This is a genomic window from Oscillatoria sp. FACHB-1406 (assembly GCF_014698145.1).
In the GTDB taxonomy this organism is placed as follows: domain Bacteria; phylum Cyanobacteriota; class Cyanobacteriia; order Cyanobacteriales; family Spirulinaceae; genus FACHB-1406.
In genome coordinates this window covers 1-17,406 of the sequence record NZ_JACJSM010000033.1, presented here as the reverse complement: position 1 = coordinate 17,406, position 17,406 = coordinate 1, and the positions used below count along the sequence as shown (strand labels likewise).

Here is a 17,406-nt window from a genome sequence, read left to right as displayed (position 1 = left end):
TATGTGCGTAGCGCTATAGTTCCTCATTCAGTGCCGCTGGGAGCCGCAGAATCCGCCGGGGCAGATTCCACGGATTTTTCCGGCTTCGAGATTTCGGGAACGGGGGCGGGTGCTGGAGCCGATTCTTCAGAACGCGAACGTCTCGAAGAGGAAGAGGAACCTTCTCCGCTTGAATCGCCCGAGGAAGAGCGCGAACGCCCTGATGAGGAAGAGGAACCACTCTCATCTGAGGAAGAACGCGAGCGCTGTCGCCGGGGTGCTTCGCTTTCGTCGCTGTTGTAGGAGCGCCGACTGCGACGACTGGAACGCTCGGAACTTCCCGAACTCGACGACTCATCCGAATCGGAACTGCGGGAACGACGCGATCGCCGGGGGGGGGTATAATTACCAGAGTCGCTGTCGCTGTTGTCGGAATTGTAGGAGCGGCGACGACGAGAACGGCGGCTGCTACCCGAATCTGAATCCGAGTTAGAGTTAGCTTCAGAATCTTCCTCGTTCTTCGGTTTGGGGAGTTCTTTATAATACTGAACTTTCGGTTGAATCGGTTGCGCTTTGATGGTGCCTTTACGCCCTTCAATCTGTTCGGGACGAGGGGGGAATTTTTCTTCCGGGAACCATTCTATGGTGTCTTCCATGAAGTTTTCCCAGGTTCCGGCAGCTAAACTGCTCGCTCCCCAGGTCGGTTCGTTGTTATCGTTACCCAACCACACGCCCGCCACGAGTTGGGGAACATAACCGACGAACCAAAGATCTCGAGCCTTGTCGGTGGTGCCGGTTTTGCCAGCGGCGGGCCGTCCGATTTGAGCGGCAGTTCCTGTTCCGCTCTCTACCACTTGACGCAAAAGCCAAGTCATGATGTTGGCGGAATCTTCATCCAAGGCTTTCACGGGTTTGGGGTTGCTTTGGTAGAGAACTTTTCCTTTGCGATCGACGATGCGGCGGATTCCGATCGCGGGCCAATGTACCCCTTGGTTTGCCAGAGTACCGTAAGCGCTGGTGAGTTCGAGCAGCGTCACTTCCGAGGAACCGAGAGCGAGGGAATAGGTTTTATTCAAAGGCGATTCGAGCCCCATTTGTTTGGCCATCTTGACGACGGGATCCCAACCCACTTGGATGAGCATCTTAACAGCCGGAATATTGCGGGAGTTAACAAGCGCATCGCGCATCGAAAGCCAGCCCTGATACTTTTCATCGTAGTTCTTGGGCGTATAACCATCGACGACGAGGGGATCGTCGCGCAATCCGTCGTAAGGGGAAAATCCGGCAGCGATCGCGGTTGAATAAACAAAAGTCTTAAACGTCGATCCGGGCTGGCGTTTGGCGAGGGTAGCGCGGTTGAATTGACCGTTTTCTTTTTTATCCTCGTAATCTTTGCCGCCCACCATCGCGCGGATTTCGCCATTGCGAGGATCGATCGCCACCAGCGCCGCTTGTTTGAAGTTGCTCGAGCCGCCGTAATTCTCAACTGCGTTTTTCACCGCTTTAGTCGCGGCGCGCTGCCAAGCGGGATGTAACGTCGTTTCGACGACGATTCCACCTTCATTAATCTCTTTGGGCGTAAGGTATTTGGGAATTTGTTTCTGAATGTACTCGGTGAAGTAGGGTTCTTTACGTTCCAGACGTTTGGGCTGTTTCGGATTGAGAACGATGGGAGAGGCGATCGCTTTTTTTGCCTCTTCAGGCGTAAGAAACTTGGCCTCAGCCATGCGTTGCAGCACGACATTGCGCCGCTCCAACGCCTTATCCTTATTTTCGAGGGGCGAATAGAGGCTCGGTGCAGGAGCCATCCCCGCCAGCATCGCCGCTTCGGGTACTGTTAAATCGCGGCCGGATTTCCCAAAATAGTTCCAAGCCGCATCGCTCACGCCGTAGGATCCCGACCCCAAATAGACTAAATTAAGGTAACGCTCGAGAATTTCGTCCTTAGAATAATCTTTTTCGATCTGCTGAGCGAGGCGCATTTCTCGCAATTTTCGCCAAACGTGGCGTTCGCGATCGAGAAAGACGATGCGGGCGAGTTGCTGCGCGATCGTGCTTCCCCCTTCCACCACATCCGCCGCCCGCAAATTAACCACCACCGCGCGCGCAATTCCCCAATAATCCACCCCACCGTGTTCCTCAAACCGCCGATCCTCGCTCGCAATGAAAGCGTGTTTGATATTGGGGGAAATTTGTTTGATGTCGAGGTATTCGTGCGTCACCGGGCCGATTTCTTGCAAGATCGAACCGTCGGTCGCTTTGATAACCATCGTCTTTTCCTGCGCGAAAGTTTCGATTTCGCCCTTTGTTGCTGGCAAACTCTGTTCTAAGCGCTGCCACGTCGAAAGCAGCACAACCGCGCCGCCCCCCGCACTCAGCCCAAACCATAACCAGAACCGACGATGCAGTTGCTTTTCCTTAAAAACGTAGTCAAAGGACGAACGAACGCGCTGCGCGGCAACTTGGTACGGTTTGGGTTGCTGCGGTTGTGGAGTCGTTGTTGTCTCCAACTCGGAACTTCCCGAAGTTGATACCGGAACCAGAACAGAATCAGCTGGAATTGGCTGTTGTTCCGTTCGGTTTGCAGAGTTCTCGGAAGCCGAAGATTCAGAGTTTCCGCTGGGGTTATTAGGTTGGTTGATAAATTTAGTCACGCCGACTCCTCACTAGCGATTGCGCATCATCCGATGGTGAATTGGAAAACTGGGGGGTATTGAGAGCGAGTTTGAGGCTCTCCCATTTTCTTTCTAGGTATTGAAATGTAAATTTTCTGTGCAGACCTTATCAACTCCGGGCATTTTAGCTCGGTTTTAACCGATGAAGGCTATCATATAACATCCAATCCGGAGTCGAAACCCATACTTTTCGGATTATCAAATCCACTCTCTGCGGCAGTCCCGACTCACTTCAAAATCGTTGGAACACTCTCTGGGAGCCTGTTAAGCGCCAAGATGTGGAGGTAAAGAGCGCGATCGCTTCCCTTTGCCCCCTCACCCGAACGGGTAAATTTTGAACTCCACAACAGCGGTATTAGGCTGCTAAAATTGCCCGTGGACAAAAAAATGTGGAATTTATGCTGGAAGTTGTGGCAGCCAGTTTGATAAGTTTATTCACCAAAGTTCTCGGACATCCGGGGGGCGAACCGGGAGTCCATCTGCTGTCGTGGCAAGAAACCAAGTTTTTTCAGTTACCCGCAGAGCCAGATACACAAGCGGAGGAAATTGTCAACCAATATTTAAAAGATTTGTCAGCCAAGGGCTACAACGTCAACCGGCAAGGGATTTGGTTGCAGTCAGATATGAAGCGCCTTGCCACCCACGAAGGGCAAACGCTTCTTTCAGCGGCTTCTCTTACGAAAATTGCGACAACCCTAGTGTCGATCGAAAAATGGGGCATCGATTATCAATTTGATACGCAGTTTTATGCGAAAGGCGAGATTCGCGATGGCGTACTGAAGGGCGATTTAGTCGTGACGGGAAGCGGCGATCCGATTTTTGTTTGGGAGGAAGCGATCGCGGTGGGAAACGCTCTCAATAAACTCGGAATTCGTCGCGTGACGGGCAATCTCGTCATTAGCCCCAACTTCTACATGAACTTTTATCCCAACCCGAATGTTGCCGCCGAAAAGCTCAAAGAAGCCCTTAACTCCAAAGTTTGGCAGCAGGAAGCCAAAAATCAGTACGCACTGATGCCGCCGGGAACGCCCCGTCCGAGTGTAGAGATTGACGGCGGCATTCAAGTGAACAACGATCGCCCCGATACCCTCCGCCTCCTCCTGGTTCATCGTTCGCCACCGATGAGCCAAATTATCAAGCAAATGAATATCTACAGCAACAATATGATTGCGGAGGTGTTGGGCGAGTTAGCCGGGGGCGGCGATGTCGTCGCGAAAACGGCAGCCGAAATCGTCGGCGTACCGCAACAAGAAATTCAACTGGTTAACGGTTCGGGGTTGGGCGTTGCTAACCGGATGTCGGCGCGCATGGCGACAGCAATGCAAGCCGAAATTGCGCGGGAACTGCAAGGCAAAGCGATCGCGATTACCGATTTATTTCCCGTAGCCGGACGGGATAAACTGGGAACGATGGTCGGTCGCAAGCTTCCACCCAGTACCTTAATTAAAACCGGAACCCTCGCCGAAGTGAGCGCGCTGGCTGGAATTTTGCCGACGCAAAAGTACGGTTGGGTGTGGTTTGCGATTATCAATCAAGGTGGAGATGTTTCGGCGTTACGAGTCGAACAAGATCGATTGTTGCGCCGACTGACAGAAGTTTGGGGAACGGAGTCTTTACCTCAATCGAGAGAGGCAGATAATTTCAAATGGGGCGATCCCGATCGCATCTTAGTAAGTCAATAATGAATAGTGAATAATGAATGGTGATTGGCGATTAGCGCTCTTGTAGGGAGGGAGTTCCTGCGAATCAAATAAAACTCAATGCTTATCGATTTCGAGTGTTTAACAAAAACCGATAAGTGCCGAGCGTCAAAAATAAATACAAATTACTCCTATTAATTGAAGATGACGTTGCACAGAATCGATTCCCCTTAATTGTTGGTTAAGATAATGGTGCGTTACGCTTCGCGCTCCGCACCCTACTTTTGCTTCTATGCAGTTTCAGATCGATATTGGGATAAAGAACGAAATATTTAATATCTTGAAAACTGGTTGATGCCAGCGGATTGTCTGAGACTTGTAAGGCAATTTAATATCGACTACTTATTCTATGATTCAGTGTAGATATGTTACTGGAATTAACCCTGCGAGATATCTTTTTGAATTTCAAGGGAGAAGGGAGGGCGTAAACAGTAGAATAATATAAGTTTCTGACTTCTCATTCAGATCGGGCGTAAATTAAAGATATGGAAATTGGCGTTCCCAAAGAAATTAAAGACCGAGAATTTCGCGTCGGGTTGAGTCCGTCGAGCGCGCGATTGCTCTGCGAAAGAAACCACCGCGTCTTTGTCGAAACCCAAGCCGGAGTCGGCGCGGGATTCAGCGATGATGAGTATCGAGAAGCAGGAGCAACCCTCGTTTCGAGTGCTTCTGAGGCTTGGGATCGAGAGATGGTAGTGAAAGTCAAAGAACCGCTCCCGGAAGAGTACCCTTACCTTAAAAGCGATCGCCTTCTCTTTACTTACCTCCATCTTGCCGCCGATCGCGGTTTAACCGAAGCCCTGCTCGATTCTAAAATTCACGCGATCGCCTATGAAACCGTCGCCCTACCCGACGGACGCTTGCCCCTCCTCGCTCCCATGAGTATCATTGCCGGACGTTTAGCAGTACAATTTGGAGCGAGATACCTGGAAAAGCAACAAGGGGGACGCGGCGTGCTGCTGGGCGGTATTCCGGGAGTGCGTCCGGGAAATGTCGTCATCCTCGGCGGCGGTGTCGTCGGTACGGAAGCCGCTCGCATCGCCGTCGGTATGGGGGCAAGAGTACAAATTTTCGATATTAACGTCGATCGCCTCGCTTACCTCGAAACCTTATTTGGCTCCCGCGTTGAATATCTCTACAGCAGTTCGGCGCAAATCGAAGCCGCCGTACCGGAAGCCGATCTCCTCGTCGGCGCGGTTCTAGTTCTCGGAAAGCGCGCCCCCACGATTGTCGCGCGCAAATCGGTTGCCCGAATGCACCCCGGTTCCGTCATCGTCGATGTTGCTGTCGATCAAGGAGGCTGCATCGAAACCCTGCGCGTTACCTCCCATAGCAATCCCAGTTACGTTGAAGATGGAGTCGTTCATGTCGGCATTCCCAATATGCCGGGAGCAGTACCCTGGACGGCTACTCAGGCGTTGAATAACAGCACCTTACCCTACGTTCTCAAGCTTGCCGATGCGGGCTTAAAAGCATTGGAACGAGATGCAGCATTGGCGGGCGGCTTAAATGTCAGCGCGGGCCAATTAATCCATCCGGCAGTGGGAGATGTCTTCCCAGATCTGGCGCGGTAGAGGAAAATTTGAGTATTATCAAACTTTTTTTTGAATCCCGATGACAGCAGCAACACCTTCAATTGGATTGGCTTCTCGCTTCGTGAATATCCTTCTCGGTATTAAACCTCTCTATAATTTGGCAAAGTATCGGGCGCGCAAGATGATGATCGATCGCGCTGAAAGCTTGGGGGTTCCTTGGCGCGATCGCGTGCGAGAATTGAGTACCTACGAGTGGGATAGTCGCTTTGAAGCCATTTGCGATCCCAACCTCGCTTACCCGCAGTATTATTTAAAACCCTTCCACGCCTACGAAGAAGGCAATTTAAGCTGGCAATGCGCTTGGGAAGTCGAACCCGCCTCCTACGCCGTTCACTCCGGCATTTGGCCCGAAGCGGGCGCGCAGGGCGATACCCGACTGCGACAGTGCTATCACGATGCCCTCAAACAGCAACTTTCCGTACCGCCTCAAGATATTTTGGATCTCGGCTGTAGCGTCGGGATGAGTACCTTCGCCTTACAAGAGCTTTATCCGCAAGCGAGGGTGACGGGTATCGATTTATCGCCTTATTTCCTCGCTGTCGCTCAGTACAACAGCGAACAGCGCCATGCTGCTGTAACTTGGAAACACGCCGCCGCCGAAGCGACAGGTTTGCCCGATGCGTCCTTTGACTTAGTTTCGGCTTGCTTGCTCTTTCACGAACTGCCTCAAGATGCCGCTAAAGCCATTTTCACAGAAGCGAAGCGCTTGCTGCGTCCCGGTGGACATTTCGCCGTGATGGATATGAATCCGCGATCGCAAGTCTACGCCCAAATGCCGCCCTATATTTTAACCTTGCTCAAAAGTACCGAACCCTATCTCGATAAATACTTTACCCTCGATATCGAGCAAGCCTTAATCGATGCCGGGTTCGAGCGGCCGACGATTACCCCCACCACGCCTCGCCACCGTGCAGTCGTGGCGCGCGTCGCATCGTAGCCCTTTTAAAACTCTAGGTTGGGTTAAACGGAGGGCTAACTAACTGTTTTGCCTCAACCCAACCTACCAATTGACCCCCATTTTTAAAGCTTGCCAGGATACTACCCTAACTCATCCGGATTAATGCCCATCTGCCGCAATTTTTTCGCCAAAAGTTCGGCTTTGCGCTGTTCTTCTAGAAGTGCCGCTTCAGCTTGCTGGGCGCGTTCTTCGGCTTGTTGGGCGCGTTCTCTTTCGCTTTCAAGTCGTCGCTGCACCTCCACATAACTTGCAAATCGCTCGCCATCCGGACGATACAGATACAACTCCTCCTCGGTTAACTCGAAGCGAATTCCCAAACGCGGACTACTCCAACCCTGTATCTCCTCAATGACTTGAAGGCGCGCGTTTTCTGCTTCTGAGTCTGAGGAGCGCATTGACACTCCCCGTCCTAAAGGAGCGGGGATTCCTGATTCAGCGAGACAACTTACCAAGTAGACTTGCATCTACTTGACAGAGGTCGAACTCTCCACAGGCGTTAATTTGGGTATGCCCTACCCTATGCAAGACCGCTTGCTAAGATATTCAATGCCGCATTGTGGTCGCGGTCTATTACAGTGCCACAATGCCCGCAGCAATGAGTGCGTTGACTCAATGTTTTGACAACTTGCTTACCGCAGTTTGAACAATTCTGACTTGTATATTGTGGTGGCACTGCAACAGTGACTTTGCCAAATACCTTGCCAAAATACTCAACCCATTGCCGGAACATTGACCAACTCACATCGTTGATAGACTTAGCTAATTTATGATTCTTGACCATATTCCGCACTTGCAAGTCTTCGTAGGCAATCAGGTCGTTAGACCGAACTACGCACCTTGCCGTCTTAATGGCAAAGTCTTTACGCTGCCTACTTACTTGTAAATGTTTCTTAGCTAACCGCTTTATAGCTTTTCTACGATTGGCAGACCCTTTCTTCCGCTTAGAAACGTTGCGCTGCAACTTTTTGAGTTGACGTTCTGATTTTCTAAGGTATTTAGGATTCTCGACAACTTCACCATTGCTATCGGTGTACAAATAGTTGAGTCCAACATCTAGCCCGATAGTGGTTTTTGAGGGTTCAATCTGTTCTCTTCGTTCAACATCGACACAGAACTGAGCATAATAACCATCGGCGCGACGCACCAGTCTAATGCGTTTAATCTGCTCGATTGGGTAGAAGTTTAGATCGCGCGAACCGATTAGTTTGAGCCTGCCAATTTTGAAGCCATCGGTCAAAGTTAGATATTTCCGATCCTCGCTAAGATTCCATCCTGTTTGTTTATATTCAACAGAATGACCGCGCTTTTTGAATCTCGGAAAGCCCTTTTTGCCGGGTACTTTCTTCTTGCAGTTTTCAAAGAATCGACGAATGGCAGACCATGCTCTTTCTGCACTGGCTTGTCTTGCTTGAGAGTTAAGCTTTTTAGCAAACTCAAATTCTTTGGCAAGTACAGCGCAGTATTTGTTGAGGTCGTATTTATCGCTCCCTTTTACGTCCATCCATAGCCTCAAAGCTTTATTGCGGACAAACAGAGCAGTACGGATTGCCTCATCGATGAGTGCGTACTGCTCTGTCTTGCCTTTTAATTTTGCTTCGAGGACTAGCATAGAGAAAAGGGAAGCTTATGACGAGAATCCTAGCATAATATGATAGATTAATGCAAAGCTGCCCTGGAAGGGCGGGGTCTTAGACCCAAGTTTTTTGATAACGAGTGCAAATTTAGATCTTGTTGCATTCCCCGAAGGCCTTTGACTTCCTAGCAACCTTCTAAGCCACCGAACAAACTTAGGGGGAGTTACTCACTCACAAGCTAACTCTTAACAACGAGTCATCCTGCGCGAGCGAGTAACTCCCCCATTCACTCATGCGAGAGTTTTAAGAGCGCCGAGAACTTACTTTTTACGGTAAGGCACGGAATCGAGGCTGATGTTCATGGCCGACACGCGCGGGGTGGGAGCGCCTTTAGCGCTGCCGATTCCGCGAGCCATATTCAAGAAGCCGGTAGGATCTCCCTCCTTGACTTTCTTCTCTTGGGGAACAAAGCGACGGACTTCGTTTTGCCAAACAATTTGCGGGAAGCCTAACTGACGGCGGTGGTAGCCGTCGTAGCGCGGAGATTTAATGTTGAAGGGCGTTTCGCCAGATTCGCGACTCGCTAAGTAGCGACGGCGCTGATAGGGAACGGTATCGTAACCGAAGTTTTCCAGGTACTCACTGCTGTTGAGCAGTTCGTCAACAAAGCCTTTAATTCCTTTGGTGGCTACGACAATCGACCAAGCGATTTTTTCGCGTTCGCTATAAACATCGCGTCCGAGAACCCGCTGCACGACCTGCTCGACGAAACGATAGTTACTATTCTTTTCGTAGAAGCTGTTGTAAAAGGTCGGCGACAGCAGCAACGCTCGAATGAAGTCGCGCACGGTAATTTGACCGTTACGGACTTGGGATTCGAGGGTTGCATCGCGATCCCACTTGAAGGCGTGGAAGAAGATTTGGCGGTAGGCCGCTTCGATTAAATCGTTCATCTCAGTCACGCCCAGCAAGTTTTCGCTGGTAAAGATTCTTGGCTGTTCGTCGCCATTAACCTCGAAACCTTCAACGCGCGTGTTTGGACAGTTGGGGTTATAACTCAATAGAGGAAGAGCCAACTTAAAACCTCCGTTATTTTACGAATTCTTAAAAAGTTTAATACTAATCATACGGGAGGAGGGTCACAAACTGGTGGGAGATTATCAATTATTTACGCTGCTAAGCCACATTCAGGGTGGTGTAAGAAAAAGAAGCTTTTGCTTTTCGTTACTTAACTTAATATTTCGTAACTTTTGGTGAGTGTTAAATGAAGAGCCGATGGGATGTGGCCGTGCAGAATTGAAAAAATAAAAAGGAATTGAAAACCAAGTTGCTGTGCGATCGCGAACTGTTAAGATTCAAAGGCTTGAAACAGTTCTGCCAAGATGGTGTTGGAGAAGAGGAAGCCTTCGGGATCGCTTAAGCGAAGGTTCTCGCGATCGCGGGCTACCCAGCCGGAGGACTCATAGCGTTGTAAAGTCGTGACGATGCGATCGCGCGCAGCCTCACCGAAGCGATCGCAAATTTCCCTTAAACTTACGCCCTCCGCTAAGCGCAGCCCCAGCATTAACGTTTCCAGTAATGCTTCTCGGGCGGTAGTCGGCGGAACCTCAACCCTGCACCCCCCTTCCACCCATGCGTAATACTCCCGCCGAGTGCGCGGGCGGGTAAAGCGCTGCCCTTGGGTGTAACTAGCCGCCCCCATCCCAAAGCCGTAGTAAGGACGATTTTCCCAGTAAACGCGGTTGTGGCGGCATTGGAAACCGGGGCGAGCGTAGTTAGAAATTTCATAATGCTCGTAACCGGCGCGGCGGAGGGTTTTGCTGGCAGTGCGGTACATTTGAGCGGTGGCTTCGTCGCTGGGGAGGGGCGTTTCTCCGGGCTGAAACTGCTTGCCGAAGGCGGTAACGGGTTCGAGGACGAGATCGTAGCAGGAAAGATGTTGGGGAGAAAGCGCGATCGCATCCCTTAAAGAATCTTGCCACTGTTCGGGCGTTTGTCCCGGCAATCCCGATATTAAATCCAAGCTAATATTCTTAACCCCGGCTCGATGCAACCACGCGATCGCCTCTAAGATATCCCGAACGCGGTGCGTCCTACCGCAACGTTCTAGCAGTTCGTCTTGAAACGCTTGCGCCCCCAAACTCACTCGCGTTACGCCTGCCTTGACATATTCCTCAATTTGTGTACTTCTAAACGTTCCCGGATCCATTTCCATTGAAATTTCGCAGGCAGCGCTCAAACCGAAGCGAGAATCGAGATCGGTTAAAATTTGGGAAAGTTGCCCCGGCGAGAGTAATGAAGGCGTTCCGCCGCCGAAAAAAACGGTTTCGAGGGATTCTCCTGAAGGGGTGGTGGCAATTTCCCGACAGAGAAACTCGACGTATTGTGCGATCGTTCCCGAAGTTTCGCCTTTAGCGTTATCCCCCACCACAGAGATCGGAAAATCGCAGTAGTAGCAGCGACGGCGACAGAAGGGAATATGAACGTAGGCAGAACGAACCATTTCCATGCTCTTATTCCCCTCATTCCCCCTCATCCCTAACCCCTCATCATTCACTATTCATTATTCATCATTCATTATTCATCCCCCACGGGAGGTTCGGTTGAGGTGAGGACTTTTCGCAACGCTGCGGACATTCAGCCAGAGTTTATAATGAAATGAATGCGATCTGTATCCGAGCGATCGCGCATCTCCCTTTTGGATTCGTCCTCAAGATTGTCGTCCAACCTCAAACCCCATTGGAATCATGCTAGATACCATTATCGTTCTCATTTTTATCATAGCGGCGGCCGGCGTTGGCTACGAAGCGATCGACCTTCTCCCTAGTAACCTATTGGTACAAGTGAGTAACGTTGAGGCTGTGCGTTTTATTGTTGCCAGCTTTGCAGCGATTGTGGGTTTAGCTTTGGGTTTAACGGCGCAAACGACTTATCGCAGGGTTGAAACCCGGGTTCGGAATCTGCCGGTAGAAACGATTTTAACGCGATCGGTGGGTTGGATTCTCGGCTTATTGCTGGCAAACTTAATGCTAGCACCGATCTTTTTACTACCCATTCCCGAACGTTTTGCCCTCGTCAAACCGATGATGGCAGTTCTCGCCAGCGTGGTATTTTCGGTATTGGGCGTGAATTTAGCCGATACTCACGGACGCAATTTTCTGCGCTTAATTAATCCCAATAGCGTCGAAACGATGTTAGTCGCAGAAGGGATGCTTAAACCGGCGACGACAAAAATTTTAGATACGAGTTGCATCATTGACGGACGGATTGAAGAATTATTAGATACGGGTTTTCTGGAAGGACAAATTTTGGTTCCTCAATTTGTTTTACAGGAATTGCAAATGTTAGCCGATGCAACAAACGACCAAAAACGAGTGAGAGGGCGGCGCGGTTTGGACTTACTCAATCGGGTACAGGATGAATACCCCGAACGCATCACGATTCACCCCGCCGATTATGACGATGTAGCGACGGTAGATGCGAAGTTGGTGCGCTTTGCGTTGGAAATCAATGGGGTTTTATTAACGAACGATTATAACTTGAGCAAAGTCGCAAGTTTGCAGAAAGTCGAAATCCTCAATGTCAACGATTTAGCCCAGGCGTTGCGATCGATTTATCTGCCCGGAGATACGCTCGATGTTAAGGTAATCAAACAAGGGAAAGAACCGACGCAAGGCGTAGGCTATCTTCAAGATGGGACGATGGTAGTGATTGAAGAGGGCGATGCTTATGTGGGGAAAGAGTTGCGCGCGGTGGTGACTTCAGCGCTTCAAACCTCGGCGGGACGAATGATTTTTGCCAAACCCCAATCTTCGGCAGTGGCGCGCGGAACGACTTAATTATCGATAGAATAGCACTGAAATAAGAGTTTAAAAATCGCCGTAGAGACGTTGTATACAACGTCGTTATTGATATTTCGTAGGGTGGGCAGCGCCCACCAGCCTTAAGTCAGTGCCATTCGATAATGGACAATTGATAATGATTTGAATTGTCCGTTATAGCAGTTTTCACCTGGATGAGGTATACCCAGCGGGCGAATACCATTCGCCCCTACGGGGCGGCGTTTAATTTCGAGGAGACCTCGAAATCCGCGCCCCTACCGATTTGATTTTTGGAACTGTACCTCACGCAAACGAAAAACGCTATATCTGTTGTTATAACTCATCACTCATAACTCATAACTTCTCTTCATAGCGAGCCAAAATTGCATAGTCGGCTAAAAAATATCTCGAATCGGACAAGGACGCTAAATACTGCTGCTTGAGGGCATTAATGTATTTCTTTTTCGGCAGTTCTAGCAGTTCTTCGTCTTCTAGATAAGGTCTTCTCTTGCCCGTAGAACTTAAATATTTATACCACTCTAACTTCAAGTCTAATTCTTCCAGGAAACACTGAATAATATTCTGTTCTTGCAAAAGGTCATCGGTTGGATAAACTCCGTACATTTCAAAAAGCTTCTCACCTTTAACAATCAAAAGAACATAGCCGCCGGGAGCAAGTTTCTCGCGAAAAATATTTTTATAGATTTTGTAAGATTCTAGGCGCTTTTTAGTGTTAGAGAAGAAGCAGTGCGAAACAACGACGAAATTAAAGAAGCCTTGAGAAATATTTGTACTGTGGTGCGGATAGTCAAATAAATCCGTTGTATCGAACCGGAAATAAATATTCAGTGCCGGATTTTGGGTATCGATGTACTGCCGCCAAAACTGAAGTCCTCGGAATTGTAAGAGGGCTTGTTTTTCTAAGGAATAATAGGAGATATGGAGCGAAGGCATCGGAAAAAAGTCGATGCTACTGCGTAGGAGTAACATGAGTCCGTAAGCTACGGTTCCGGGACCTGCTGCCAGATCGAGAATTCTCAGTTGTTCTGGGATTAAACCGGCTTCATAAATTAAATACCAAGCGATATAATTGCAATAAATGTTATCGAGAAAATCCCGAATTAAATAGGCGTAAGAACTTAACTTAAGGTCGTATTTTGGATCGCCGATCGCGGCTGAAACTTCTAAATCTTGTAGCGCCTCGCTTAAGTCAGCAGCGACTTGTTGGGGATTTTGTTTTTTGAGTTCTTTTTGGATAAAGACGGCTAAACGATGCTCGAAGTCATCAAAAGTTTGCTCGTCAATCCCCGTACATTTGAGTAAAGGCGATTCGCGATCGCTTAACTGAAAGCGATTCGTAACAAATTCAATAAATTCGGGACTTGGTTCTAAACGAGCGACTTCCGAACTTTGGCGCTTAAATTCCCGATCGAGGTCTTCAATTTTACGGATTTGTTGCTGGACTTTCCCGCGCAGACTGATGTTTTCGTGCAATCGGGATTTTAAGTCTTGTTCGGCGTACAACTGCTTGCGATAAACTCGTTCTAAAAGCGAGAGAGGAGCGCGAGATTGTTCGATTTCGCGAAAAATTGTTTCAGCCAACTCCAATTTTCCTCCTTCGAGGGCTTGGCGGAAACGGCGCGATCGCAACCAATTGTTAAAAATATTACTCATTGCTCCATTCGCCCCTATCTCTTAATTATCTAATTCGCACCGCTCTATTCATTATCCATTATCAATTATCCATTATCAATTATTAAGCTCCCATCCCCGAATATTGCTTCAAACCGCGCCGCCACAACCAGCGATTGATAAAGAAGAAAATTGCCATCCAAGCGATGAGAACGGCAAAACCGCGCCAAATATCGACCTTTAAATCCACTAACAAAGCGGTGGGAAAGTACATCAAGTAAGGAAAGGGAGTCCAGAGGGCAAACTCGCGCGCAGCGGGCGGAAAAACATCAAGCGGCGCAATCATTCCTGACAGAAAGAGGAAAAAGAGATAGAAGAATTGCTCGATCGCGGTGGCTCGTTCAGTCCAAAATGCAAACATGGCGTAAGTGTACTGCATCAGGAAGCGTAAGGCAAAAGCAAGCGCGATCGCAACCGCAAACAACAACAGCGTCCCCCAACTCGGAATCCATCGCGCCTGCGGATACAGCCAAAAGAACAATGCTACCAACACCACCACAAAGGGGGATCGCGCCAAGCGTTCCGTCAAATGTCCGGCGAGATGATGCCAAACCGGATCTATGGGTTGTAACAAGCGAAACGAAAGCCGTCCTTCCACAATTTCCCGCTCGAAATCCCAGATTACCCAAACAATGGTAAACTGCCGCACGATAAAAACTGCCAAAAAGTAGCGCGCAAATTCAACGGGCGATAACCCAAAATTTCCGCCGCGCGCCGCCTCAATCCAAACCCCCATTAAAATAATCGGCAGAGAGTTTGACAGAACCCAGAAAAATAATTCGGCGCGATACTCCACCATGAAGGCGTAGTAAACGACGAGAAAGGTAGAAATTTGCTTGAAAATCCATTTCATGGGCATTGTCGGGGCGAGAATTTGAAAGCAAGAATCGGAGTGCGCGAGGACAGGAAAAGCGCAAAGATACAATCGGAGAATACAGCAATCGGTGCAACGGCAATGTTAGAGTCCGATTTTAGATGGCAAGCGATTGTAAAACGCGATCGCGCCTTTGACGAGCGCTTCGTTTATTCTGTTAAAACCACCCGCATTTATTGTCGCCCCTCCTGTCCCGCGCGCCAACCCAAACGGCAAAACGTGCAATTTTACTCTACCGCAGCCGCAGCAGAACGGGCGGGATTTCGGGCTTGCCAGCGCTGCACGCCCAACCAACCTTCATTGTACGAACGGCAAACCGCTTGTATCGCTCGAGTCTGCCGCGAAATTGCATCCCGTGAAACAATTCCTAACTTAGAAGAATTAGCCCGCAGCGTTGGATGGAGTCCCTCGCATCTCCATCGTACCTTCAAAGCGATCGCGGGAGTCACCCCGAGAGATTACGCGATCGCGCATCGCACCCAACGCCTGCAAACCCAACTCCCGAGCAACAGTACCGTCACCGCAGCAATTTACGAAGCTGGATTCAACGCCAGCAGTCGCTTCTACGAAACCTACCCCGAAATTTTAGGCATGACACCCACCCAATACCGCACCGGCGGCGAACACCTGCAAATCTACTTCGCCATCGGCGAATGTTCCCTCGGTTCGATTCTCGTCGCCCAAACCGAAAAAGGCATTTGCGCCATCTTTCTCGGCGATGCACCCGAACCCCTCCTCCACAACCTCGAACAACGCTTTCCCCGCGCCGAATTAATCGGCGGAGATGCTAAATTTGAGTGCCACATCGCCCGCGTTATCGGTTTCGTCGAAGCGCCCGCCTTGGGGTTAGACTTACCCCTCGACGCGCGCGGAACCGCCTTTCAACAGCGCGTTTGGCAAGCCTTGCAAGAAATTCCCTTCGGTACGACAGCAACTTACGCAGAAATTGCCCGCAAAATTGGTTCGCCGCAAGCCGTTCGCGCCGTTGCTTCTGCCTGTGCTGCCAATCCGATTGCCGTGGCTATTCCCTGCCATCGGGTAGTGCGAAGCGATGGCAGTTTATCGGGGTATCGTTGGGGGGTGGAAAGGAAGCAGGCGTTGCAGGAATGGGAAGCTATGAAATCAATTTTAGTTTGAAATTATAACTGTTAAAACGGGTTCAAAATTCCTTTCAATAGTCTGTCAGAAAGAGTCAAATTTTCCCTTGACAGCAATTCCTCAAAATGAGAGAATTGAGAGGGATTTCTCTTGTTTTCTCAAATGCACCTGATTGCTATCAGTCGATTGCGCGAAGCTGCCGCTCGATTTCCCGACGTTTCCACGCAGATAGAAGACTGGTACGCGATCGTTAAAGTCTCCAATTGGCAAAGTTTAGTCGAAGTTCAACAAACCTATACTTTAGCCGAAGCGGTAGGAAACTTTACCGTATTTAACATTAAAGGCAATAATTATCGATTGATTGTTTCTATTAATTATCGCAGGCAAATTATCTATTTCAAATATTTTTTGACCCACGCCGAGTATGACAAGGAGCGCTGGAAAAATGACCCTTACTTTCGATCGTAATACCTATATCAATTTACTGGTAGAAGTTGTTCCGCAACCGATTCAAACCGAAGTGGAATACCAAAGAGCATTAACGCTTGTTGAAGCTTTAATGCACAAAGCGGATGTAACCCCAGAAGAAGAGCGGGTGCTTGACTTGTTTGTCATCTTAATTGAGAAATTTGAGTCCGAGCAGTACCCCCTTCAAAACTTATCAACTCCTCGAAGCCGCTTACTGCATTTAATGGAATCTAATAATCTCAGAGAAACCGATTTACTCGGAATATTTGGTTCTAGTGGAATTATTTCTGAGGTGATTCATGGCAAGCGAGAGATCGGTAAAACCCATGCTCAAAAACTAGGCGATTATTTTAAAGTTTCTCCAGCTTTATTTCTAATTTAGAGAGCGGTTTGAATTCACGAATAACAAATCGTGGAATCGTTTGAACCGTTCGGGTATGCCTAGAAATCGCCTTTAAGTTCTGCCAACTAATTGTTCTTACTCAACTCAAGATTATGCACCTCAAACGAGTCAGAGTCCTCAACTTTCGCTATTTTATAAACTTTTTATAAAAGCCTATAGCAGACCGTAACTTCGAGATATAAGATCGAGTTTAAATTCGGATTTCTACCAAATCCGGTTGTCAAGACCTACGAACAAGGATAAGATTAAATTAAAATCATTTAAATCCCTAAAAATGTCCAAAAAAGCTTATATAGCCCCTCACTTTAGTTCAGATGAACTGAAAAGTAAATATTTGAAAAATCAAGACCCAGTAGAATCAAGAAGATGGCATTTACTGGCGAAGAAGGGGTCAAAAACTTAAAAAATAAGACTTTAAGAGTTAGAGGAGGGAAAAAACCTTTATTAACTGACCAACAACTTGAAAAACCAGAAGCAGAAATAGATGTCTGGTTTTTTGATGAACATAGGGTCGGCTTAAAACCGATTCTCAGAAAAGTGTGGAGTCCGGTGGGAGAAAGACCTATCGC

General features: G+C 48.8%; 14 protein-coding genes and 1 pseudogene. 8 read left to right on the top strand and 7 right to left on the bottom strand.

Annotated features, from left to right (window positions below; translation table 11 throughout):
* Positions 1 to 23: 23 nt before the first annotated feature.
* Positions 24 to 2,633 carry a penicillin-binding protein 1A gene (locus tag H6G50_RS22395; protein WP_347239982.1) on the bottom strand — a complete coding sequence of 870 codons (2,610 nt, stop codon included), beginning with the start codon at positions 2,631 to 2,633 and terminating at the stop codon, positions 24 to 26.
* Between the two features lie 419 nt (positions 2,634 to 3,052).
* Here H6G50_RS22395 and H6G50_RS22390 point away from each other — a divergent pair, with 419 nt between their 5' ends.
* From H6G50_RS22390 to H6G50_RS22380, 3 genes are all read left to right on the top strand, one after another.
* A complete protein-coding gene (locus tag H6G50_RS22390) occupies positions 3,053 to 4,336 on the top strand; it encodes a D-alanyl-D-alanine carboxypeptidase (RefSeq protein WP_190721591.1) in 1,284 nt (427 codons plus the stop codon).
* 503 nt (positions 4,337 to 4,839) lie between these two features.
* Complete coding sequence (gene ald, locus H6G50_RS22385; protein WP_190721534.1) at positions 4,840 to 5,928, top strand: alanine dehydrogenase; 1,089 nt, start codon at positions 4,840 to 4,842, stop codon at positions 5,926 to 5,928.
* A 40-nt stretch (positions 5,929 to 5,968) separates the two neighbouring features.
* Complete coding sequence (locus tag H6G50_RS22380; RefSeq protein ID WP_190721532.1) at positions 5,969 to 6,886, top strand: class I SAM-dependent methyltransferase; 918 nt, start codon at positions 5,969 to 5,971, stop codon at positions 6,884 to 6,886.
* A 101-nt stretch (positions 6,887 to 6,987) separates the two neighbouring features.
* Here the strand turns inward: H6G50_RS22380 and H6G50_RS22375 are convergent, their stop codons facing one another.
* The 4 genes from H6G50_RS22375 to hemW form a co-directional block, all read right to left on the bottom strand.
* Positions 6,988 to 7,302 (bottom strand): hypothetical protein, encoded by a 315-nt coding sequence (locus H6G50_RS22375; RefSeq protein ID WP_190721530.1) that lies wholly within the window; start codon positions 7,300 to 7,302, stop codon positions 6,988 to 6,990.
* Between the two features lie 122 nt (positions 7,303 to 7,424).
* Positions 7,425 to 8,516, bottom strand: a complete 1,092-nt coding sequence (locus H6G50_RS22370) for an RNA-guided endonuclease TnpB family protein (RefSeq protein ID WP_347239981.1) — start codon at positions 8,514 to 8,516, stop codon at positions 7,425 to 7,427.
* A 285-nt stretch (positions 8,517 to 8,801) separates the two neighbouring features.
* Positions 8,802 to 9,557, bottom strand: coding sequence for a phycobilisome rod-core linker polypeptide (locus H6G50_RS22365; protein WP_190721528.1), 756 nt, complete (start codon positions 9,555 to 9,557; stop codon positions 8,802 to 8,804).
* Between the two features lie 272 nt (positions 9,558 to 9,829).
* Complete coding sequence (hemW, locus tag H6G50_RS22360; protein ID WP_190721526.1) at positions 9,830 to 10,990, bottom strand: radical SAM family heme chaperone HemW; 1,161 nt, start codon at positions 10,988 to 10,990, stop codon at positions 9,830 to 9,832.
* A gap of 238 nt (positions 10,991 to 11,228) precedes the next feature.
* Between hemW and H6G50_RS22355 the strand changes: the two genes are divergently transcribed.
* The gene (locus H6G50_RS22355; protein WP_190721524.1) at positions 11,229 to 12,320 is read left to right on the top strand and encodes a PIN/TRAM domain-containing protein; all 1,092 of its coding nucleotides are present in this window, start codon (positions 11,229 to 11,231) and stop codon (positions 12,318 to 12,320) included.
* A gap of 336 nt (positions 12,321 to 12,656) precedes the next feature.
* On the opposite strand, the gene H6G50_RS22350 is transcribed toward H6G50_RS22355, so the two are convergent.
* Positions 12,657 to 13,976: a photosystem II assembly protein gene (locus tag H6G50_RS22350; RefSeq protein WP_190721521.1), complete on the bottom strand. Its 1,320-nt coding sequence runs from the start codon at positions 13,974 to 13,976 to the stop codon at positions 12,657 to 12,659.
* A gap of 82 nt (positions 13,977 to 14,058) precedes the next feature.
* Complete coding sequence (locus H6G50_RS22345; RefSeq protein ID WP_190721519.1) at positions 14,059 to 14,847, bottom strand: ABC-2 family transporter protein; 789 nt, start codon at positions 14,845 to 14,847, stop codon at positions 14,059 to 14,061.
* Positions 14,848 to 14,949: 102 nt separating this feature from the next.
* Between H6G50_RS22345 and ada the strand changes: the two genes are divergently transcribed.
* From ada to H6G50_RS22325, 4 genes and pseudogenes are all read left to right on the top strand, one after another.
* The gene (gene ada, locus H6G50_RS22340) at positions 14,950 to 16,005 is read left to right on the top strand and encodes a bifunctional DNA-binding transcriptional regulator/O6-methylguanine-DNA methyltransferase Ada (protein ID WP_190721517.1); all 1,056 of its coding nucleotides are present in this window, start codon (positions 14,950 to 14,952) and stop codon (positions 16,003 to 16,005) included.
* A gap of 111 nt (positions 16,006 to 16,116) precedes the next feature.
* The gene (locus H6G50_RS22335) at positions 16,117 to 16,434 is read left to right on the top strand and encodes a type II toxin-antitoxin system HigB family toxin (protein ID WP_242032949.1); all 318 of its coding nucleotides are present in this window, start codon (positions 16,117 to 16,119) and stop codon (positions 16,432 to 16,434) included.
* Positions 16,412 to 16,816 (top strand): transcriptional regulator, encoded by a 405-nt coding sequence (locus H6G50_RS22330; protein WP_190721516.1) that lies wholly within the window; start codon positions 16,412 to 16,414, stop codon positions 16,814 to 16,816. Before H6G50_RS22335 ends, H6G50_RS22330 begins: the two co-directional genes overlap by 23 nt.
* A gap of 387 nt (positions 16,817 to 17,203) precedes the next feature.
* A pseudogene (locus tag H6G50_RS22325) lies at positions 17,204 to 17,406 on the top strand (hypothetical protein); the annotation flags it as partial.